This window comes from Lactococcus garvieae, assembly GCF_016027715.1.
Lineage (GTDB): Bacteria > Bacillota > Bacilli > Lactobacillales > Streptococcaceae > Lactococcus > Lactococcus garvieae_A.
In genome coordinates this window covers 398,646-420,853 of sequence record NZ_CP065691.1, presented here as the reverse complement: position 1 = coordinate 420,853, position 22,208 = coordinate 398,646, and the positions used below count along the sequence as shown (strand labels likewise).

At 38.4% G+C, this 22,208-nt stretch carries 19 protein-coding genes; 3 read left to right on the top strand and 16 right to left on the bottom strand.

Annotated elements, in window-relative coordinates; genetic code table 11:
• The first annotated feature begins 76 nt into the window (after positions 1-76).
• Positions 77-1,672 (top strand): bifunctional aspartate transaminase/aspartate 4-decarboxylase, encoded by a 1,596-nt coding sequence (locus I6G50_RS02245; RefSeq protein ID WP_003135705.1) that lies wholly within the window; start codon positions 77-79, stop codon positions 1,670-1,672.
• A gap of 51 nt (positions 1,673-1,723) precedes the next feature.
• Here I6G50_RS02245 and I6G50_RS02240 read toward each other — a convergent pair whose 3' ends face one another.
• The 12 genes from I6G50_RS02240 to pcrA all read right to left on the bottom strand — a co-directional run bounded on the left by I6G50_RS02240 (position 1,724) and on the right by pcrA (position 13,294).
• Complete coding sequence (locus tag I6G50_RS02240) at positions 1,724-3,007, bottom strand: glycosyltransferase family 2 protein (protein WP_003135707.1); 1,284 nt, start codon at positions 3,005-3,007, stop codon at positions 1,724-1,726.
• Entirely contained in the window at positions 3,000-3,521 is a 522-nt protein-coding gene (locus I6G50_RS02235) for a hypothetical protein (RefSeq protein WP_197909030.1), read from the bottom strand. Before I6G50_RS02235 ends, I6G50_RS02240 begins: the two co-directional genes overlap by 8 nt.
• A gap of 11 nt (positions 3,522-3,532) precedes the next feature.
• On the bottom strand, positions 3,533-4,198 hold the full coding sequence (locus tag I6G50_RS02230; protein ID WP_197909029.1) for a hypothetical protein: 666 nt from the start codon (positions 4,196-4,198) through the stop codon (positions 3,533-3,535).
• Between the two features lie 106 nt (positions 4,199-4,304).
• Positions 4,305-5,063 (bottom strand): triose-phosphate isomerase, encoded by a 759-nt coding sequence (gene tpiA, locus I6G50_RS02225; RefSeq protein WP_081168227.1) that lies wholly within the window; start codon positions 5,061-5,063, stop codon positions 4,305-4,307.
• A 163-nt stretch (positions 5,064-5,226) separates the two neighbouring features.
• On the bottom strand, positions 5,227-6,132 hold the full coding sequence (locus tag I6G50_RS02220; protein WP_197909028.1) for a bifunctional riboflavin kinase/FAD synthetase: 906 nt from the start codon (positions 6,130-6,132) through the stop codon (positions 5,227-5,229).
• A 1-nt stretch (position 6,133) separates the two neighbouring features.
• On the bottom strand, positions 6,134-7,039 hold the full coding sequence (truB, locus tag I6G50_RS02215) for a tRNA pseudouridine(55) synthase TruB (protein ID WP_197909027.1): 906 nt from the start codon (positions 7,037-7,039) through the stop codon (positions 6,134-6,136).
• A gap of 142 nt (positions 7,040-7,181) precedes the next feature.
• Entirely contained in the window at positions 7,182-7,634 is a 453-nt protein-coding gene (locus tag I6G50_RS02210) for a VOC family protein (protein WP_197909026.1), read from the bottom strand.
• 174 nt (positions 7,635-7,808) lie between these two features.
• A complete protein-coding gene (locus tag I6G50_RS02205; protein WP_197909025.1) occupies positions 7,809-8,258 on the bottom strand; it encodes a hypothetical protein in 450 nt (149 codons plus the stop codon).
• A gap of 59 nt (positions 8,259-8,317) precedes the next feature.
• Entirely contained in the window at positions 8,318-9,580 is a 1,263-nt protein-coding gene (locus I6G50_RS02200; RefSeq protein WP_197909024.1) for an MFS transporter, read from the bottom strand.
• 89 nt (positions 9,581-9,669) lie between these two features.
• Complete coding sequence (locus I6G50_RS02195; protein WP_197909023.1) at positions 9,670-10,251, bottom strand: GNAT family N-acetyltransferase; 582 nt, start codon at positions 10,249-10,251, stop codon at positions 9,670-9,672.
• 180 nt (positions 10,252-10,431) lie between these two features.
• Positions 10,432-10,998 (bottom strand): DNA-3-methyladenine glycosylase I, encoded by a 567-nt coding sequence (locus I6G50_RS02190; protein ID WP_081168247.1) that lies wholly within the window; start codon positions 10,996-10,998, stop codon positions 10,432-10,434.
• Between the two features lies 1 nt (position 10,999).
• Positions 11,000-13,294, bottom strand: coding sequence for a DNA helicase PcrA (gene pcrA, locus I6G50_RS02185; protein WP_197909022.1), 2,295 nt, complete (start codon positions 13,292-13,294; stop codon positions 11,000-11,002).
• A 197-nt stretch (positions 13,295-13,491) separates the two neighbouring features.
• Here pcrA and I6G50_RS02180 point away from each other — a divergent pair, with 197 nt between their 5' ends.
• Together I6G50_RS02180 and I6G50_RS02175 are read left to right on the top strand one after the other, a co-directional pair.
• Positions 13,492-14,358, top strand: coding sequence for an ABC transporter ATP-binding protein (locus I6G50_RS02180; protein ID WP_197909400.1), 867 nt, complete (start codon positions 13,492-13,494; stop codon positions 14,356-14,358).
• A gap of 12 nt (positions 14,359-14,370) precedes the next feature.
• Positions 14,371-15,138 carry a hypothetical protein gene (locus I6G50_RS02175; RefSeq protein ID WP_003135725.1) on the top strand — a complete coding sequence of 256 codons (768 nt, stop codon included), beginning with the start codon at positions 14,371-14,373 and terminating at the stop codon, positions 15,136-15,138.
• A gap of 47 nt (positions 15,139-15,185) precedes the next feature.
• On the opposite strand, the gene I6G50_RS02170 is transcribed toward I6G50_RS02175, so the two are convergent.
• The 4 genes from I6G50_RS02170 to parC all read right to left on the bottom strand — a co-directional run bounded on the left by I6G50_RS02170 (position 15,186) and on the right by parC (position 22,165).
• The gene (locus I6G50_RS02170) at positions 15,186-15,917 is read right to left on the bottom strand and encodes a class A sortase (RefSeq protein WP_197909021.1); all 732 of its coding nucleotides are present in this window, start codon (positions 15,915-15,917) and stop codon (positions 15,186-15,188) included.
• A gap of 12 nt (positions 15,918-15,929) precedes the next feature.
• Positions 15,930-17,000 carry an FAD:protein FMN transferase gene (locus I6G50_RS02165; RefSeq protein ID WP_003135728.1) on the bottom strand — a complete coding sequence of 357 codons (1,071 nt, stop codon included), beginning with the start codon at positions 16,998-17,000 and terminating at the stop codon, positions 15,930-15,932.
• 1 nt (position 17,001) lies between these two features.
• On the bottom strand, positions 17,002-19,476 hold the full coding sequence (gyrA, locus tag I6G50_RS02160) for a DNA gyrase subunit A (protein WP_081168259.1): 2,475 nt from the start codon (positions 19,474-19,476) through the stop codon (positions 17,002-17,004).
• A 205-nt stretch (positions 19,477-19,681) separates the two neighbouring features.
• Positions 19,682-22,165 (bottom strand): DNA topoisomerase IV subunit A, encoded by a 2,484-nt coding sequence (gene parC / locus I6G50_RS02155; RefSeq protein WP_197909020.1) that lies wholly within the window; start codon positions 22,163-22,165, stop codon positions 19,682-19,684.
• Between the last annotated feature and the right edge of the window lie 43 nt (positions 22,166-22,208).

Below are 22,208 nucleotides of genomic sequence, written 5' to 3'. Positions count from 1 at the left end.
TCTTCTAGTCAATTTGTTTTTCTTTAATATGATATAATAAATAGCAAAAGTTCAATAAATTTAATTGGGGGAAGACATGGAAAAAGAAGTCACCATTAATGATTATACCGGTTTAGGGGCATTTGAAGTTAGTTTTGAAATGCTAAAACTAGCAGAAAAAAATAAAAAAGATAATATCTTTTTAAATGCTGGTCGTGGAAATCCTAACTGGATTAACACAAAAGCACGTTTGGCTTTCAATCGTTTGATTGAATTCGGGATCAAAGACTCTCTCCGTACGATCGAAAAAGCCGACATGGCTGGTTATACAACTTTAAAAGGTATCGGACAAAGGTTTGAAGCTTTCTTAGAGCCTGATGACGACGAAATTGATAAATTTTTGATCGATGTCATGGACTATGTCGAAATTGATTTAAAACTTAATATTGATGATGTTATCAAAGAGTTTATCGACGGTGCTATTGGTAATAACTATCCGGTGCCTAGCCGTTGCTTGAAAAATACAGAAATTGTTTTGAACCGCTTTATGGAAAAAATACTCTATAACGGGGTTCACCTTGAAGATAAAACACAAATTTTCCCTACAGAAGGTGGCACAGCTGCTATCGTCTATATCTTTAACTCACTTAAACGTAACAAGCTAGTGGTTCCCGGTGATAAGATTGCTATTAATACACCAATTTTCACACCTTACTTGCAGCTTCCAGGATTAAGTGAATTCAATCTTGTGGAAACATTGATAAGTTCAGACGAAAGTGATAGCTGGAGTATTCCTGAAACAGAAATTGAAAAATTATCTGATCCTGATATCAAAGCTTTCTTTCTTGTTAACCCATCAAATCCCGGTTCTAAAGCCTTCAGCCAAGAAACACTCCAAGCTTTGAAACGTGCTGTTGAAAAAAATCCAGATCTGATTATCATTACAGATGATGTCTATGGCACGTTCGTTCAAGACTTCCAAACTGTTTATAGTGTGGTACCATACAACACTATTCTGGTTTACTCTTTCTCAAAACTTTTCGGAGCAACTGGATGGCGTTTAGGACTCATTGCTATGCAGGAAGAAAATGTCTTTGATCGTCTCATTTCTGAGCTTGATCCTGAAGATATTGAAAAACTCGATAAACGTTATGATATCGTCACTCATATTACCAAAGAGTTGCCTTTTATTGAACGGATCGTAGCTGATTCTCGCTCAGTGGGCCTTTATCATACTGCGGGCCTTTCTACACCCCAACAAATCATGGAGGTTCTCTTTGCCTTCACCCACTTGATTCATCGTAAAGAGGCTGATCCATATTTTGAAGCTTGCGATGCACTGATCGATGAGCGATATCAAGACTTGCTTAAAGCAATGAAGTTGGAGCCAGATAACTCTAAAGAAAATGCTAAGTATTATACTCTTGTTGATATTTATCATTTAGCGGAAATTCGTTTTGGTCGTAAATTCCGTGTTTATTTGGAGGAAAACTTTGACTACTTAGAGTTCTTGCTTAATCTGGCCGATAAAAACGGTGTTGTGCTCATGGACGGTACAGGATTTGGTGCCTCTAGTGGTACACTTCGGATTTCGCAGGCGAACTTACCGACTGAGGATTATTACTTGATTGGTAAACAGATTATTAACCTTCTTAAGGAATACTATTCTGATTACTTGAAAAAACGAGGCTAATATTTCTTTCTAGAATAAATAAAAAACGCTTAACCTTGAGGCTAAGCGTTTTTACTCTTTCATTTTAGTACGTGTCGGACTGACCCAGGTCCCTTCACCCTGTAAGCCAAGGACGGCTTTGATAGCTGGAACAAATGTGGTGATAATCGTCAGGGTATTTACCTGCCAATACCATAGCATATAAATGGGCGCAAAGAAAAGATATTTGAGTTTCTTTGCATGATTATCCATGATGAGCGCTGCAAAAAGTTGCCACGATCCTACAATTGCCATGAAAGAATAAAAGACAAAAATCATATCTACATAATGCAAGAGGGCTAAATGCTGCTGGGTAAGCGTCAGCCAAAAAAAGCGGAAAAGCATATAAAAGAGGCCGAAGAAATAGAGGAAACTCCATAGGATAGAACCAGTCTGATCAATCATCATTATAACCTGACTTATATGTCTTATCGGATGTTTGAAAACCTTCCTAAAGTTCGTAAAGTAAACCTCAATCCCGCCTTTTGCCCAACGTTTTCGCTGCTTATAAAGCATCTCTAACGTACTGGGTACATTCATATAAAACATAATATCAGGATCAAAAAGTGCTTGCCAACCATTAAGTTGATGGTCCCAAGCAATAGATATATCCTCTGTTGCTCTATCTTGACGGAAAAGGCCCGCATCATAGATAGCAGCTTTGCGGTACATGGTATTGGCCCCAGAATAAGCATACATTGCGCCTAGAAATCCCAACTGGCTGCGTTTGATAATCCCTACAATTGATGAAAATTCAACCGTTTGTGACTTTTCCAGTAGAAATGAGCGATTTTGCACATCCATATTGGCCGTCACAGCAGCACAGTTTTGATAGGCAGGATCCATAAAATAGCTCATGTATTTCATCAAAGCATCAGGCTCAGGAACAGTATCTGCATCATTTGAAAGCACAAATTCCCCTTTACAAAATGAGATTCCGATATTAAAGGCGTGAGCTTTTCCTTTATTTTTCTCAACATGGAGTACGCGGAGATTAGGATAGCGGAAAGCCAGTGAAGCCAAAATTTCCGAAGTCATATCATAAGAGCCATCGTCGCAAACTAATACTTCATAGTTCTCATAATTCATATCATTCATCAAATATTCAACTGTTTCTTCAATCATCACTTCTTCATTATGCGCTGGAATCATGATTGAAATCATAGGCTGATCTTGTACGGCAATAGGCTCGAACTTACGGTTACGTCCTCTATAAAAATAACGATAATAAACACCGCCTACCGTCCACCCTACTGCTCCAATCAACGGATAGCAAACAAGGAGCCAAAAGAAGATTTGCAAAAAATTTTCATTCATAAGGATAACCTCCGCTATTAAAAAGTTGGTGAGCGAATCCTGTATCCATATTCTTTTCTGGAATAACCGAATAATAATCTATATTTTCACGAAATTCGCGTGAACCAAATCGCTCAGTATAAGCAGCTTCCAAAAGGGCACATCGTGCTGCAGCTCGTTCAACATCATAGGTCTTTTTTTCAGGATAGACTTTTTTTAAATTATGGTTATTACGCATCAAAAATAAACCGCCAATAAAGATAAATACAAGAAGAGAAAGCACAATCATAATCGAGAGGTCTCGCGCTAAAGGCACTCCATCGGTCCAATCCCAACGGTAAACATTTTTCCATATTTGGTACTCGGAAACAGAATTAATCAAAGTTAATAAAGGCAGGATAATCATTACCCAAAATACTAGAGTAACTAAGGTTTGACGTAATTTAAGTAAAAAATTTCCTCTACCAAAAAATTTATCTTGAACAAAATCACTGGTCACATCTACTTGGGGGTCTTTTTCATTGTCTTTTTTCATAACTTAACCTCTCACTCCAAAATTTCTGCCAAGAAATTAAGATAGCGCTTTTGACGTTCTCTTTCAATCATTGGTGTTTCATTTTCTTTAAAGAGGACATGGGCGCTGTCTTTATTTTGAATGTCTTCTTCCAGCTTATTAAGTGTGTCTGCTAACTGCATTTTGGGATTGCTTTCTTGGTAACGAATTAAGAAAGTTACCGAACGTACAGACAAAAATTTATCAGGAATCCGTGAATCCATAAGTAAGTTGGATTCTAAAATACCTTTTAGTTCCAAACCAATCTCATTTTTTTGATCGTTCATCGCTTTATATAATCTTCGCTTCACTCGTTTTGCGCCAAATTTAATCCATCCCTGCCTCCAGCAGTGCATCACAAAGAGATAAGTATACACAGCAAAAGAGGAGCATAATAGCAATATGCTGATAAGTACAATATAAGGGTTATCTAGGACTTCTCCAAGAGTATTGACAGCTAATAAGTCTGTCATTTCAATAATCACAAATAATGCAAAAAATAGGGCTGATAAAACAAGAGAAATCAGCATTGAGGTCCTCGAAGCTTCCTCTGTTAACTTTTTTCTTGCTTCACGTTTTAAATCATCTCGCTTCCGAATGTTGTCCTGAAGTTGTTCTAAGATGTCTAAAGTTGCATATAAATATTCTTTGTCTGTCATTTTTACAACCACCTTTACATTATTGTAACATTTTTGTCGTGTAAGTAAAAATGAATTTCGTTAATATAAAAAAAAGAAACCCGTAGGTTTCTTTTCAAATAAAATCTTATTTGTACATTTCAAGCAATCCGAGGAATGAATCTGCTTCAAGTGAAGCTCCACCAACCAAGGCACCGTCAATATTTTCTTTAGACATAAGTTCAGCAACTGTTTCAGGTTTTACAGAACCACCGTATTGGATACGTACTGCGTCTGAAACTTCTTTACCGTAAAGTTTTTCAACTGTTGAACGAACAACACCACAAGTTTCATCAGCGATTTCAGCTGTAGCAGTTTTACCTGTTCCGATAGCCCAGATTGGTTCGTAAGCGATAACCATGTTAGCAACATCTTTACCGTCGATACCTGAGAGACCAGCTTCGATTTGACCAGAAACCCATTCAGCTGTTTTACCAGCTTCAAAAGTTTCAAGAGTTTCGCCACAACAAAGGATTGGTGTTACACCAGCAGCGATAAGCGCTTTAGCTTTTTTGTTGATGTCTTCATCTGTTTCGTGGAAGTATTCACGGCGTTCGCTGTGACCGATTACTGAGTATTCGATACCTTCAGCTGCAAGCATAGCTGGAGCGATTTCACCAGTGAAAGCACCAGCATTTTCAAAGTAAACATTTTCAGCTGCAACTTTAAGTGGGTTATTTCCACGTTCTTGTACCATTGATACAAGGTAAAGTGCAGGAGCTGCGATAGCAACTTCTACTTTGTCTTCTGATGGTAATTTACCGTCAATGTTAGCGATAAATTCTTTAACCTCTTTGAGGTTTTTATTCAATTTCCAGTTACCAGCGATAATAGGTTTACGTGACATTATTAATGTTCTCCTTAAAATTGTTCTTATTAAGTATATCACAATCTAGGGGTTTCTGCTTGAATTAACGTTTGGGATAAGTAGACAATTTTCAAAAAGTTATACTTTCTCTCTACACAATATTAACCCAGTTTCAAACTAAAAAAACCAACACATGTAGGTTTTATTTTTCTTGATATTGACGAGCTTTTTCCTCATCATCCTTCATTTGGGTGATTAACGCTTCGATACCATCAAACTTGATCATATCTCGTATTTTATCTAACCAAAGAACAGTTAGGTTCTCCCCATACAAATCTAAATCCATATCGAAAATATGGATTTCAACTGTTTTTTCCTTTCCATTGAAGGTTTCATTGTATCCGATCGAAGCGAAGCCACGTTGCCGTTTTCCTTGCAAGAGGACGTCAACAGTGTAGACACCAGGTGAAGGGATATGGATAAAGTCCTTGATAGCAAGATTAGCAGTGGGATAACCAATCGTCCGACCACGTGCAAAGCCATGCACTACAATGCCCGTTGTTTCGTAAGGATAGCCTAAAAGTTCATTTGCTGCTGCAATATCCCCTGTTTTTACGCTTTCACGTATACGAGTAGACGATATTTTTCCTTTTTCATCGGATACTTCTGGAACGACAACGACTTTGTATTGATCATTTCCTTTAAGCTGTGTCATATCTGAACCCGTTTTATGATCAAATCCCGTAATAATAATTTTAGGTAAAAACTTTTCAACGATGTTTTTGGTAAATTCCTCTGCTGTCTGCTTAGCAAAGCTAGAAGTAAAATCTTTGAAAATGAGATAATCTACCCCATTTTCTGCAAAAAGTGCTTCACGCTTTTTATCACTGGTCAGTTTAAGAAGCATTTCCGGCTCAAACTTTTGAAAAGTTAAGGTTGGTTTCTCTGGGAAAGTCAAAACGGCAATTTTCAAATTTAGAACCGCTGCTAGTTTTTTGGCCTCAGCAAATAGTGCCTGATGGCCTCGGTGAAGGCCATCAAAATAACCCAATACAAGAACAGTAGGTTCACTCCAAGTTTCAATTTCGTCAAAATACAAAGTTTTCATTTTAATTTATTACCTTATTTGGTTTTAATATTCCTGGTTTTTCGGGATGCTTCATGTATACAGCAAGGAGCTTATTTTCATAGAAGAAAGCCAGCTTCTTATCCGTTTCTGGAGAGTTAAACTCACTCTCTTCAAATTTTTTCCCAACGCGTACTGCTTCAGCCTGCTCTAAAGTCAAATCTACCCGAGGCAAATCAGATACAGCAACTTCATTTGGTTGTAATATTTCTTCAAGCTTTTCTGCTTTTACATATTCTTCAATCTGCTCTAAAGTCAAAGATTCAGTAATCTTTAGACCGTTTGCTGCTGTGCGTTGTAATTTGGACATATGGCCCGCATATCCTAAAGCTGCAGATAAATCTACTGCCAAAGTGCGCACATAGGTACCTTTACTGCAAGCTACACGAAAAGTAAAACGCGCACAGTCATTTTCAAAGATAACCGGACTGGTTCGAGTAAATTCCTTAATTGTTACTTTACGTATGGGACGCTCTACAGTCTGCCCAGCTCGCGCATACTCATAAAGGCGCTTGCCCTTGACCTTCACAGCTGAATACATGGGTGGTACTTGCTGAATTTCACCCAAAAAATTACGCATATACGCATCAATCTCTGATTCCGAAAGGGTGAGGGGAACTTGTGTCCTTTCTATGACTGCCCCTTCAGCATCTTCTGTTTCGGTGGAAAAGCCAATCGTTACTTCTCCTTCATAGACCTTGCCTGCTTCTTCCATATATTCTAAAAGACGTGTCGCCTTACCCACAGCTACCGGAAGCACCCCTGTCACTTGTGGATCAAGAGTTCCTCCATGTCCAATTTTTTTTGTTTTTAATATTCCACGAAGCTTTGCCACAACATCAAAGGAAGTCCAGCCTGCCTCTTTATATACATTCAAAATTCCATTCATAGATAAATAATTATAGCACTTTTTTAGACTTATTTCAGATAAATCAGCACAAAAGCTATAAATATTTTCTACAATTGATTAACAAAAACGCAGCAGAATTCTGCTACGTTTAGAGAGTTTATTTTTTAAGTGAGTAGTCTTTTTACATTTCTGCTAGTTTAGAATAAGGTTGTGCGTGGAGCATCCAACGGACACCATATCTATCGGTAAAGTCCCCCATCGCTCCGCCCCAGAATTGTTCTTCAAATGGCATATTAATAGTCACTTCTCCTGATTCAGACAAAAGTTTCCAAAAATCTAATGCTTCTGCCATTGCTTCCTTGTCTTCTGAATTAAGATCAATTAAGATTGAAATGCCACTGTATTTTAAATCTTCTTTTTGAAAATTATCAGCAGCCATAATTGTGGTACCCAGGATATCAAACTGACTATGCATGGTCATTTCTGCTGCTTGTTCCTCTGAAAGACCGAACTCTTCTGCTTGTTCAGCTCCCACTGGGACACGACGGATATTTTTTGCACCCAAAACTTCCTCATAGTAATGAAGTGCTTCTTTAGTATTATCAAGTGCAATATAAGGATGTACATTTGCCATAGGCGCCTCTTTCTTTTTATCGTAATTATTGATTTTGTAACACTTTTATTTTAACACAAGAAAGGGTTTTCAACTATCGTTATGAAAGTGAAAATAGATATAGTTGACGCAGGTATGTCTTCGACATCCGTAATGGTGAAACTTGCTGAAAAATTCTTTTAATTTATTTTAACATTATCTTTCTGAGACTTCTTTCACCTTATTAAGAAAATCAGCTATAATATTCTCAACGCTCGATTTACTTGATATTTTCAACATTGTTTTTCCAATAAGATTGATACCTTTATTTAAGCCTGAGTAACAGAACATTGTGGTTATTTCATCAACCTTTTTGAGAGAAAAATTCCCTGTGCATTCAATTGTATTTGCAACGATAAAATTAAAAGATTGTTTTTTTAAGTCTTCACTATCTTCATTGGTTATAAGTGTTAGTTCGTATGTTTCCTGACGTTTACCTTCCTGATAAGTTTCTTGATAAACTTTAACATTTCCTTGAGACTTTTCTGGAATTAAGATAGATTGAACGACTTGAGGCTTGATTTCCTTCAGATAGGTTTCATCATTAAGTATCAGCCATACTCTGTTGATATTAGCTTTGATTACAATGGTATCTTTCCATTCCATATAAAATATCTCTTTCTAAATATTCTTCGAAATAAACTAAGAGGTGTGAGGTAATTCCGTTAGTCCGCTTTATCTTTTAATTTTTCCTGTAAAAGCTTGTCATAGTTTCGGACGGATGGGATGAAATAAATTAATAAACCTGAGAGTATTCCACCAAATCCAGCAATGACAAGCATGTTTTGCACACCGATAGTGTCTGCTACAGGTGCTGCAAACATCAAACCAACCGGCCCAGCAAAGTTCATCAAGGCAGAAACAATCCCCATAACCCGTCCTAAATATTGGGAATCAAAGGATTGCTGCGTAATAGCCATATTCATCGTATTATAAATTTGACCAACCACTCCAGCAAAAACATTGAGCACTAAGAAAATCCAGAAGCCGTTCATATTTCCCGGAAGAAATCCTGAGCCACCGATACTGAGACCCACGACAAGATAAGCAGCGATAATCCAAGGCATGCGATTTTTCGTCTTACCAAAGATACCGACGGCAAAGGAGCCAACTAACATGGCGGCCGCAAAAAGTACTTCTACCCAACCAGCATGAACAATAGTACCGCCAAAATACTTAGTAGTCACTAAAGGATAAAGACTCATGGCTGGCATAAAGAGGAGCATGAAGAGGGCGCCAATAAGTGTCATTTTCCACATTGGTTTATTTTCACGCAGAATGTTAAATCCTTCCACCGTATCTTTAATCACAGAAATCTTTTCACCCTGTGATACAACTTCTGGAATTTTGACCAAAAGCAACATCCCTGCACCCAAAACGAAGCCAATGACGTCGAGTAAAATAACCCAATGAATGGGCATTGAAGCAACCATAAAAGCACCAATACCAGGCGAAACAATAAAAACAAGCGATTGAATTATCCCAAACTGACCATTGACCCGCGTGATTTCAGCCCGTGGCACCATTGTAGGCATAATCGATTGCACGGTAGGCATTTGAGCAGTTTGAGCTACAGCACGTATACCAATAGTAATAAAGACCATCCATAGAGGATACACATCATTACTAATACCATAGAAAAAGAGGCCCAAAGCAATGACTGCCACGACAGCATCATAGGACATCAGTAAAAATTTCTTGTTGATTCGGTCGATAAAAGGTCCCACAAAAGGACTTAAAATAGCCATTGGCAACATCCCAACCAGAGTTGCGATAGCAAGAACTGACTCCTCACCCGTTTCAAGGGTTAAGTACCAGATAATTGCATATTGAACAATCATCGAAGTCACACCCGTTAAGAGTTGCCCGATAAGAAATAAATAAAAGTTTTTTCGCCAATTGTCAGGCTTGTGTATTGTTGTATTCATAATGTGTTTTTCCTTGTTTATACTAAATTCTTAGAGTACTTGAGAGAAAGATTGGTCTCAGTGCATAATGCAGATATGTGAGAAAACCCTTAATTGCTCCTCAATTTCATGTATATCCTTGCTGTTATACCACTTCGTTTGCCACTCGAAAAGGGCTTGCGATCCACTTCACGAAATCCTAAATTCTCATAAGATCTTCTGGCAGCGATATTATTATCCATAACATCCAGCAGAAATTCTTTATATTGCTTATTCTGACAGATGACTTCACGTAAAAGTACTTGAGAAATTCCACGACCTCGAGCAGAATCAATCACTCCTACAAACTCAATATAGCCTGTGGTCTCAGGATAAGTCAATTGTTTTGCAAATTCCCTTTTAAAAATGGTGTAAGAAATAAGGCCACGCACTATACCAAAATTTTTGATGCACTTTTTTCTATTAGGCGTAAACGCTCGCCCAGTATGATCAGAGCAGGCTACAATACCTAATATCTGATTGCTTTCCTCCCAGACCCAGAAGCGCTCTGTATGAACACCTTCCTCAAAAACATTTGTAAGTCGCTCTTGGTTTTTTGATAAAGCACTCAATTCCGCACCATAACAGTTTACTATTGCTTCGGCAATTTTTCTTTTTTCTCCGGGGAGTGAACGTCTAAGTATATGTTCCAACTTTTATCCTCATCTGTTTTAAAAAGCTTTCATTTCATGTAAGTTTCTTTCCTTACAAAAGAATATCAAAAAAATGTCGACTTTCAAAGCATTTCATGCTTCAAGTCAAATGAAAACAAGCTTTTACAACAATGAGGGTATCAAAAAAAGAACTTGGATACTTCCAAATTCTTTTTTCTCTTAAAGTAATTCCTTATTTCGAAAACAATACTCCGCATGGTCATTAATCACACCAATCGCTTGGAGATAAGCATAAATAATGGTTGGACCAACAAATTTCATTCCCCGCTTTTTCATGTCCTTAGACACGCTTTCCGCTAAGTCGTTGGTCACTGGGACTTGACTTTCATCAGAGATTTGATGCTGTAACACCTGTCCCCCACTAAAAGACCAGATGTAGTTCTCAAAAGAGCCAAATTCTTCTTGGATTTTTAAAACTTTCTGAGCATTATTGACTGCGGCAGCTATTTTTAGCTTATTTCGAATGATTCCGGGATTTTCCCTTAGTTTTTCTTCTTTTTCTTTGCTATAGCTTGCCACTTTAGCGATATCAAAATGGTCGTATGCTTCATAAAAACTTTCCTGTTTATTCAGAATAGTTGACCATGATAAGCCGGCTTGATTCATATCCAAAATAAGTTTGGCAAAAAGCTCTTGATCATCATGAACAGGTGTTCCCCAGTAAGTGTCATGATAGTGAATCATCTTATCTGAGGAAAGACACCATTTACACCGTTGCTTTTCCATCTTACTCCTTCTTCTCAATAGGCGCCATTGCTGCCAAGAGACGTTTCATCCCCACCTCTGGGAATTTGATTTTCAGCTCCATGCTCTTACCAGTTCCAGTTACAGCTAAAACGATACCTTCACCCCATTTGCGATGGACTGCAGTGTCACCAATCGTCCAGTCTTCCGTCGCCACGTCCGCTTTTTCGATTACTCGTGAAGCAGCTGGATTGACGGATGCTTTACGCTGATGAATCGCATCTGACATTGACATGCCTGTACCAAAACGTGTGGCTCCATCAGACAGTTTATAGCTGGCATTGAAACTCGAATTAGCTTTACGGGCAATCCCTCCGTAATCAAGTAATTCATCATCAATTTCTGAGATAAAACGGCTTGGACGATTATAGCTGGTTTTACCGTAGAGAACACGCTGATTCGCATTTGTCATATATAGAAATTCTTCTGCTCGTGTAATACCCACATAAGCCAAGCGTCGCTCTTCTTCCAGTTCGTCCGGGTCATCATTCACACGTGACAAGGGGAAAATATTTTCTTCCAGTCCGATAAGGAAAACAACTGGAAACTCTAACCCTTTGGCCGCATGCAAAGTCATCATTGTTACAGCATCACTTGCCTCTTCATATTCATCGACTTCCGAAAGTAAACTCACTTCATTAAGAAAACGACTTAAACGGTCTAATCCGGTTTCTTGAATTGGCTCCCCTGTCATCTCATCCAATGGAACTTCTGATTTTTCGTCAAAGTTTTTTGTTACGGATAGAAACTCTTCAATATTTTCAATTCGAGTTTGTGCCTCCAAACTCGATTGCATACGTAAGAACTTCATATAGCCCGTACGATCGAGCATTTCTTCAACTAATTCTGTAATCGTAGAATTTTCGATATAAGTTCTGAGGAAATCAAATATTAAGCCGAGATTGTAAATTTCACCAGCAGCTTTACCCCGAATATCCGATAAAGTGATATCTAATGTAGACTCTGCCAAGGATTTGCCTTGCATCTCTGCAAAGTGGCGTAATTTTTCCAAAGCACCTGGTCCCACACCACGTTTAGGCTCATTTACAATACGCTCAAAGCTCATATTGTCACGGGGATTTGCTATAACATTCAGATAAGAAATCACATCTCGAATTTCTTTACGTGAATAAAACTTCGTTCCAGCTACCATACTATAGGGAATATTTGACTTCAAGAAAGCTTCTTCAATCGTACGTGATTGCGCATTTGTGCGGTAAAGTACTGCGAAGTCAGCGTACTTACGTCCTGCTTGTACTTGTTCATTAATGGTTGAAGCTGCAAAAATGGCTTCATCACGCTCATCATTTGCACGATAGTAAAGGATATTCTCCCCATCATTATTTTGGGTCCATAATTTTTTAGGACGACGATTAACGTTATTGTTGATGACATTGTTCGCTGCTTGCAAAATAGTTTTTGTTGAACGATAGTTTTCCTCAAGTAAAACTACTTTTGCATCAGGATAATCTTTTTCAAAATCAAGGATATTTTGCATGTCTGCACCACGCCAGCCGTAAATGGATTGGTCTGCGTCACCCACCACACAAATATTTTTAAAGCGCTGAGCCATCAACTTCACTAGCTGATATTGCGCGTGGTTTGTATCTTGGTACTCGTCCACATGAATATATTGAAATTTTCCTTGATAATAAGCCAAAACATCAGGATTTTTATCAAAAAGACGTAACGTTTGCATGATTAAGTCATCAAAGTCCATCGACTCTGCTTTACGAAGTTCTGATTGATATGTCTTATAAACTCGTGCTGTAAGCAATTCATACGGGTTACGTGTGTTAATTTGCCCCTCGTAAGCTTCTGAATCTAGCAAATCATTTTTGGCGTTAGAAATGGTATTAAGAAGTGTTTTTGGATCCCATTTTTTGGGATCCAAATTCGCCTCTTTTAAAATACGCTTCATCAACGTTTTTTGCTCTCCGGGATCAATGATTGTGAAGTTACGGTTATAACCGATGTGGTCCGCATCCCGACGCAGGATGCGCACACACATAGAGTGGAAAGTCGCAATCAAAGTGTCTTGAGCTGCGGGCGTCAAGTTCAGTGCCCGCTCTCTCATTTCTCGTGCTGCTTTATTGGTAAAGGTAATGGCCAAGATATTCCATGGGTTCACCATTTTTTCTTCGATAAGGTAGGCGATACGGTGCGTCAAGACACGTGTCTTACCCGATCCAGCACCTGCCATAATCAACAGTGGCCCTTCTGTAGTTTGTACTGCTTCCGCTTGTTTTTCATTCATTCCGTTTAATAAAGGATTCATTTTTTTCTCTCAATTCCAGTCTAGTATTGCTCTCCTATTATAACAAAAGAGTCCCCATCCTGCACACCTCTCTTTTCCAAACTTTTTATTGTATTCGTAATAATTCTCATAATAAACAATTCCTACATTTTCCCAACAAAGCTTGTAAAAGCTGAATACCCATGGTAGAATTGTTCATAATGAAAGAGGGAAAAACGATGACACTGACAGTCCAAAATTTAAAATTTTCATACCGTGCCAACCAAGTCCTAGATATCTCCGAGGCTATTTTTGAAGAAGGAAAGATCTATGGTATTGTGGGGAGAAATGGTGTGGGAAAAACAACATTTTTCAAAACTTTAACGAATATTATTACCAACTATTCGGGTGCTATTGAAATCAAGGGGAACAATGTTAAAGAAAATCCCAAAATGCTCACATCCGTAGGAATTGTGCTTGATGATATGGAACTCTATAAAAATTACACTGGCCTTTTTAATATGCGCTATTTTGGAGGTCTGCGTGGTGAGTTTAATGAAGATAAGGCCATTTCTTTAGCTCAAGAACTCGACATTTATAAAAGCCTTCAGCAAAAAGTAAGCAGCTATTCTCTTGGGATGAATAAAAAATTAATCCTCCTTATCTCATTGATGAGTCAAGCTCAAATTCTTATTTTTGATGAACCTTTTCGTGGGTTAGATAAAAAAACTGTCGAATGGTTTAAAAAATACCTTCTTGATTTGAAAAAAGAAGGACGAATGATTCTTATCTCAAGCCATGTTCAAGAAGATATTGAAACACTTGCTGATGAAGTTCTCGTTCTCGAAAATGGAAACTTTACAGAAAAATTTGATTTGAGAGAAAAAAATCAGGCATTCATTTACCGTGTACAAACAAATAATTCAGAAAAAATCGTTAAGCTCCTTTTAGAATCAGGGGTAAAAGTTACAAGTCAATCTGACAATTGGACTGCTTTTGAAATGACTGAAAGTGATTATCGCTCCATGTTCAAACAAGCGGTAGCTCAAGACATTGAATTTTATCAGATAAAAAAAGAAAGTAAGTTCGTTGAACTTGTCAAATAGGAGTGATTATTTATGAATGCTAAAAATATTTTTAAGATGGAAATGTACAAAAATATACAAGACAAGACTTATATGATTGTTCTTGCAGTTTTTATTTCTTTAAGTCTAGTACTTAATTTTTCATGGCTAGCTGTGAGTTTAAGTCAAGCTAGCTTCCGAGACTTTCCTATTTTACTTACGCTACTCTCTGTCACAACTGTTCTGTCTTTGATTGCTCTTGCCATATTTTCTCTACTTTATCCTTTTCATCTGCTCAATGTTGACTATAAAAATAAGGTTATGAGTCTCATGATTGCTAGCGGTGTCTCTCGAATTAAATACTATTTCGTTAAAATTGGCTCAACAATCCTGACACAATTGATTGCTATCTTCCTGATTTTGGTAGTTCCTTTTGTCACCTTCTTTATCTTCAACCAAGAAACTATTTTCGATTTCTTTAGATCATTAGATTTATTCGTGCACTCTTCAGATATCTTTACTGGGCTCCTCTCCTATACGTTAGGTCTCATCGCAATGATGGTAACAATGGCACTTGCGGTTATCCTCACACGAGGCAAGACAGCTGGACTCTTTGTTTATATTGGCTTTAATTTCGCCTCACGTATTGTACAGACATTTTTGATGAGTACTTTCTTCCTCTTCCTCTCTCAAGCTGGAAACAACGATTTTAGTAATAGTTTTGTAAGTAGTAATAGCCTTTTCAATATTTGCTATCACCTCTTAGAAATTTTGATTTTTGGGGCAATTGGTATCTATTGCCTACGTAAGCAAGACCTATAATATTCTAGATTAAAAAAACCTTCCTAAAGTTCAGGAAGGTTTTTTATTTATAGTATTTGGTTGTAATTACGGTCAAATGCTGCTTTCATATCTGCGTCCGCATCATTAAAGGGGACTTTCTTTTCAAAGAGGCCGTGTACAATGATTCGATTTACAGCTCCTGGATCAGCACAAGTTACCAAGGTAATCTCCGTTTTTCCTGGAGTATCATCAATCACTTCAGAATGATCTGGTGAAACAACGGATACTTCATTAATTCGATATTGATAGACATTGTTCTTATCTGTAATATAAATGACCATCCCTTTTTTCGCACGCTCCAAGGGTGTAAACAGTAGACTGACATCACTACTAAAACCTGTAACATTATGACTGGCTAAGGCATAATTTCCTTGACCCATTACTTGGTTTTCTTTCATCGTCCCCGCACCAAAAGCCAAGTTTTCATTTGCTAGACCTCTAAATATAGGAAGATTAATCCCCACTTCTGGAATGGCAATGCCACCAATCACTGGCATGGATTGGCGATTCATCTGATTCCGAAGTACTTGTTCAAAACTGATGGATTCGACACTGTCAAAGTCAAAAGTCGCTTCTGCTTCTTTGTTTTTCTTGATGGTCTCTCGAGTCACATTATTAATTTGGTAATGACTCGAATTCATCCCGATAAGCCAATTGCGAATAGGCTTGTTGAAAACTAAAATCAAGCCAACAAGAAAAAGAAGCACAATGAGGACATTCGTCACTCTTCGTTTCCAATTTTTCTTCTTTTTTGCCATTCAGTACTCCTTCTATTTTAAATCAGCTATTTTACCCAGTTTATAATGTTTATTCGTCAGTTCAAACTTATCTTTTAGTCCGTCAGTAATATAAACTTTATCATCCTTATCTACAAAGACAGCTTGTACATTTTTTAATGTCTGAACGTATTCATAACCTTTTTTTGTACCCAAGGCATAAATCATTGTGGATAAGCCATCACCATTGCTGGCGTCGTCTCCAGAAATCAAAAGGGTGATACTGGCAATGTCATTATCAAAAGGAAATCCCGTTTTTGGATTAAGAATATGCGAGTAACGATGGCCGTCAAGTTCGAGATAACGCTCATAGATTCCTGAAGTATTAACATGCTGTTCGCTCGCTTGTAAAATACCCAGCTGTGATTTTTCGGGATCATTAGGATCCTTTATCCCAATGGTCCAAGGGTCACCATCATTACGAGGAGATTGGCCAATCACATAGATAGAACTGGAGCCTAAGTCAACAATACCTGTTGTGACACCATTTTCTTTTAGCTCTTCCACCATTTTCATCGCAGTATAGCCTTTGGCAATTGAGCCTAAATCAAGTCGAGCGCCTTTTTTACTTAAATAAATTGTACTGTTTTGGTCATCAAATTTAATAAATTGATAATTAATTAAGGGCAGTACTTTATCTATTTCAGCTTGTTCTGGTTTTCGTGCATCCGGAAAGCCAATATTCCAAAGTTTGCTTAAGGGTCCGATAGTGATGTCGTATCCCATCCCTTTTGAAGAGTAATTATAGCCAAGTTTGATCAGTTGATATATTTCTGAGTTAACTTTGACAGGCTTAATCCCTGCATTATCATTTATCTCATCAACTACTGAGTCTGCCTTGTCTACAGAGACCCATTCATTGAACTTTTCAGCAATTTTAAGAGAATTCTCGACAGCTTTTTCTTTACCGGGATCATAAACAGTCACTTGAATGTAAGTTCCCATTGTTGTGGCATCTTTTTTTATGGGCTCTTCCAAAAGTTGGCGAGTGTCCTTATTTGAACTACAAGCTGCCAGTAAAAAGATACTGACAGCTGTCGTTAAGAATATAAATATTTTTTTCATTTTACTCTTCGGTATTTGAAACAGTTTCTGCTTCATTTAATTCTTCATCATCTTCTGCCTCAGGTTCAACAAGCGCAAAGGTTACAATCTGTGCTTCATCATCTAAACGCATAATCTTCACACCTTGTGCTGCACGGCCTGTTTGTGAAATATTTTCGACACTTGTACGAATCACAACACCAGTATCTGTGATGACCATAATGTCTTCGTTACCGTTAATCGCAGTTAAACCAGCAAGTTTACCTGTACGTTCAGTAACATTCATCACTTTGATACCTTTACCACCACGGCCTTTAGTTGGATATTCACTTGCAATTGTGCGTTTACCCAGACCTTTTTCCGAAATAACAAGAACTTCTTGCTCATCATAGACAGTGGCTGTACCTACTACAAAGTCACCTTCACGAAGGCTTACACCCTTAACACCTGTAGCAGAACGTCCCATATCACGTACGACTGATTCTCGGAAACGCACTGAGAATCCATTATGCGTCCCAATAATGATATTTTCATCACCGGAAGTCAAAAGAACGTTAATAAGTTCATCCCCATCACGAAGATTGAGCGCTTTTAGTCCATTCGTACGAATATTAGCAAATTGTTTTGTATTTGTACGTTTCACTAAACCATTGCGTGTCGTGAAGAACAGATAACGCTCTTCATCGGATTTAACAACATTAATTACGGTTTGAATCTTTTCACCTTCATCAAGTTTTAACAGGTTAACGATAGGAAGACCTTTGGCTGCACGTCCGTACTCTGGGATTTCATACCCTTTCATACGATAAACGCGACCTTGATTTGTAAAGAAGAGCAGATTGTCATGAGTACTTGATGAAACGAGATGTTGTACAAAATCATCATCTGTCATGTTCATCCCTTGCACACCACGTCCGCCACGTTTTTGCGCACGGAACTCATCGTTACTAAGGCGCTTGATATAACCCTTATTAGAAAGTGTAATCAAGACATCTTCTTCCTCAATAAGGTCTTCATCTTCGAGATTCAGTACCTCACCGACCAAAAGTTCTGTACGACGCGCATCTGCAAACTTACGCTTGATTTCGCCCAATTCTTCACGAATAATAGCTTTAACACGTTCTGGTTTAGCCAAAATATCTGCCAAATCGGCTATCAAAGCGATTAACTCTTGATATTCATTTTCAATCTTGTCACGTTCCAAACCTGTCAAACGACGCAAACGCATATCCAAAATTGCTTGTGACTGTTTGTCCGAAAGTTGGAATTCATCCATCATTGCTTTTTGAGCAATAGCATCTGTAGCTGATTCACGGATAATGGTAATCATACGATCAATATTATCCAATGCGATGCGCAAGCCTTCTAAGATATGAGCACGAGCTTCTGCACGGGCTTTATCAAATCGCGTACGACGCTCTACAACTTCGATTTGGTGAGCAATATAATCTGTCAAAATTTGTTTCAAGGACAGAATTTTTGGAGTACCATTCTCGATGGCCAACATATTAAAGCCAAATGAAGTTTGGAGTTGAGTAAGTTTAAACAAGTTGTTTAAGATAACATGTGCAGATGCATCACGACGCACTTCTACAACAAGACGTACTCCCTCACGACTTGACTCATCACGACAGGCTGTAACGCCTTCAATACGTTTTTCTTGAGCCAAGCGCACGATATGCTCATGGACCTTAGATTTGTTTACCATATAAGGGAATTCAGTCACAACGATGCGCTCTTTTCCACCAGGTAACTCTTCAATTTCTGTCTTAGCACGAAGCGTGATAGATCCTTTACCTGTTTCATAAGCACGTCGAATACCTGATTTACCCATAACCAAAGCCCCTGTGGGAAAGTCTGGTCCAGGCAAAACTTCCATCAAGTCACGTGTCGTAACTTCTGGATTTTCCATAAGTAAATCTACAGCATCAATCGTTTCACCCAAATTATGTGGAGGAATGTTTGTAGCCATACCCACAGCGATACCAGTTGTCCCATTGACCAAAAGGTTAGGGAAACGGGCAGGAAGGACTTCAGGTTCACGCTCTGTACCATCATAGTTATCAACAAAATCAACTGTGTTTTTGTTGATATCACGTAGCATTTCCAGAGCAATTTTTGACATACGTGCTTCGGTATAACGTTGAGCCGCAGCACCGTCGCCATCCATAGAACCAAAGTTCCCATGTCCATCCACAAGCATGTGGCGATAACTCCACCATTGAGCCATACGTACCATTGCCTCATAGATTGAGCTGTCTCCATGTGGGTGATATTTACCCATAACATCCCCGGTGATACGGGCAGATTTTTTATGGGGTTTATCAGGTGTAGTACCAAGCTCGTTCATTCCATAAAGAATGCGGCGATGAACCGGCTTCAAACCATCACGTACATCAGGCAGGGCGCGAGCCACGATAACTGACATAGCGTAATCACGAAAGCTGGTTTTCATCTCCTCAGCAAGATTGACATTTATGATATTTTTATCTTCCATGTTCTCCTCTTTCAATGTGTAAACACTGACTCTATTATACCACAATTTCTTACTGTTTACAGTTGTTTTTAAATCTTTTATCTTCCTTTTGTGTCCCTTAGTGAGCCCGCTTGATTAAGCCAAAAGAAATAGGTTTCAGACTTCTTTTCTCCTCTTTTTGCATTTCTTTTTTAAAGAAAAAACAGACCTCAGAGAGGACTGTATTCTATTTTATTTTTGCTTCAATTACGCGTGAGATATCTTCTGCTAAAGGATGACCATTACTTGCACGGTCTGAAAGATTTAGGTCTGTTAGCTCAGTTAAATAAACTTTCCCAAGATCCGAAATAACTTCTAAAATCTGACTCTTATCGTCAGTAGTATTTTCTACTTCAGCAGGGCTAAATAAATCTACCGTTTCTGAAAGGGGAACTTTGCCTGTATTAATCACACTGCCCGCTCCAAATACCGTATGTGGATTATTTTTAAGCGGACGCAAGACTTGAAGTCCTCGGTTTGCTCGGCTGGTTTCTGGAATATCATCAGATTTCACACGTTTTATAAAGCCACGTTGTGTCAAGAGATACCAGCTGTCTGTCTGCACAAAGAAGGCTGCTTTCACACTGTCTCCTGCCTTCAGGTTCATCGCTTTAACTCCTGCTGCTTTAGCACCTACAACTGGAATTTCCGATACATTAAAACGCAAAGCATAACCATTTGCAGAGACGAGCATCACATCTGCATCTCCTTTGGTGATCGGCTCAATAGCCACTATACCGTCTTTTTCACCCTTTAATTTAGCATAAACCATTGATTTAGAACGATAGGTACGCCAAGGGCTAAATGAAGACAGTTCAACTTGTTTAATCTGGCCAGCAGCAGTTGCTACCATATAGTTCATTGCAGAGTCAAAATTATCAAGAACTTGTGCAAAGAGAATCTCTTCGTTGCTTGCAAAATTGTTTAAAGTTTGCGAGATATGCTCGCCAATGTCTTTCCAACGCACATCGGATAATTCATGCACAGGACGATAGATAACATTTCCCAGACTGGTAAACATGAGTAAATGCTGGGTCGTACGCGCACCTGCTTTTACAAAAATCAGTTCATCATCTTCACGCTTACCGACTTCTTCAACATTTGATGATCCAAAACTACGTGGTGATGTTCGTTTGATATAACCTCCACGTGTTACAGAAACCACCGTTTCTTCTTCTGCGATCAATTGTTGTGCTTCAATTTCAATCGTTTCCACTTTATCTTGAAGCTCTGAATGCCTTGCTTTGCCAAACTTCTTCTTCACTTCACGTAACTCACGCTTCATCAAATTGAAGAGTGTACGTTCATCATTGATGATAGCACGAAGTTCTAATATTTTTGCTTCTAACTCTGCTTGTTCATTTTCCAAAGTCACGATATCGGTGTTGGTTAAACGATAAAGTTGCAAAGTTACAATAGCTTCTGCTTGTTCTTCACTGAAAGCATAGCTAATTTTTAGGTTTTCTTTAGCATCTGATTTGTTTTCAGAAGCACGAATCAAAGCCACCACTTCATCCAAGATTGAAACCATCCGAATCAAACCTTCAACAAGGTGCAAACGTTTCTCAGCTTTACTCAAGTCAAATTTTGAACGTTTAACAATCACATCTTGACGGTGAGCGATATAAGCACGGAGAACCGGCAAGACGCCCACTTGACGTGGTGTCATGTTATCAATAGCTACCATGTTGAAATTGTAATTGATTTGCAGATCAGTATTTTTATAAAGATAGTTAAGCACCAACTGGCTGTTTGCTTCTTTTTTTAACTCAATCGCGATACGTAGACCTTCGCGGTCAGACTCGTCACGGACCTCTGAAATACCTGGAACTTTCGCATTCACACGAACATCATCAATACGTTTAACTAAAGTTGCTTTATTTATTTCATAAGGAATTTCAGTGACAATAAGTTGTTCACGTCCACCTTTAAGCTTCTCTATTTCAACTTTTGAGCGTACTGCAATACGTCCTTTACCTGTTTCATAAGCCCTTTTAATTTCACTACGTCCTTGAATAATTGCTCCCGTAGGAAAATCTGGGCCTGGCATAAAGGTCATTATTTTATCCACATCCGCCTTGGGATGATCAATCATGTAGACCGTTGCATCAATGACTTCGCCCAAGTTATGGGGGGGGATATCTGTTGCATAACCAGCAGAAATCCCCGTTGATCCATTAACGAGTAGGTTAGGAAAATTCGCGGGAAGGACAGTGGGTTCTTTTTCTGTATCATCAAAGTTCCAAGCATGTGCGACCGTGTCTTTTTCAATGTCCTTCAGCAAGTAAGACGAAATCTCTGATAAGCGAGCTTCCGTATAACGCATAGCAGCTGGTGGATCACCGTCCATTGAGCCATTGTTCCCATGCATCTCAATCAAGGGCTCGAGCATTTTCCAATCCTGCGATAAGCGAATCATGGCATCATAAATAGAGCTATCACCGTGCGGGTGAAAATTACCCATAACATTACCTACAGATTTTGCTGATTTACGGTAAGATTTGTCAAAAGTATTGCCATCCTTATTCATGGAATAAAGAATACGACGTTGGACAGGTTTTAAACCGTCACGAATATCAGGCAGGGCACGCTCCTGAATAATATATTTTGAATAGCGTCCAAAACGCTCGCCCATAATATCCTCTAAAGGTAGAGTTTGTATATTAGACATAAATCCTCCGACATTTATCTAATTTATTTTTGTTAGTTAATGA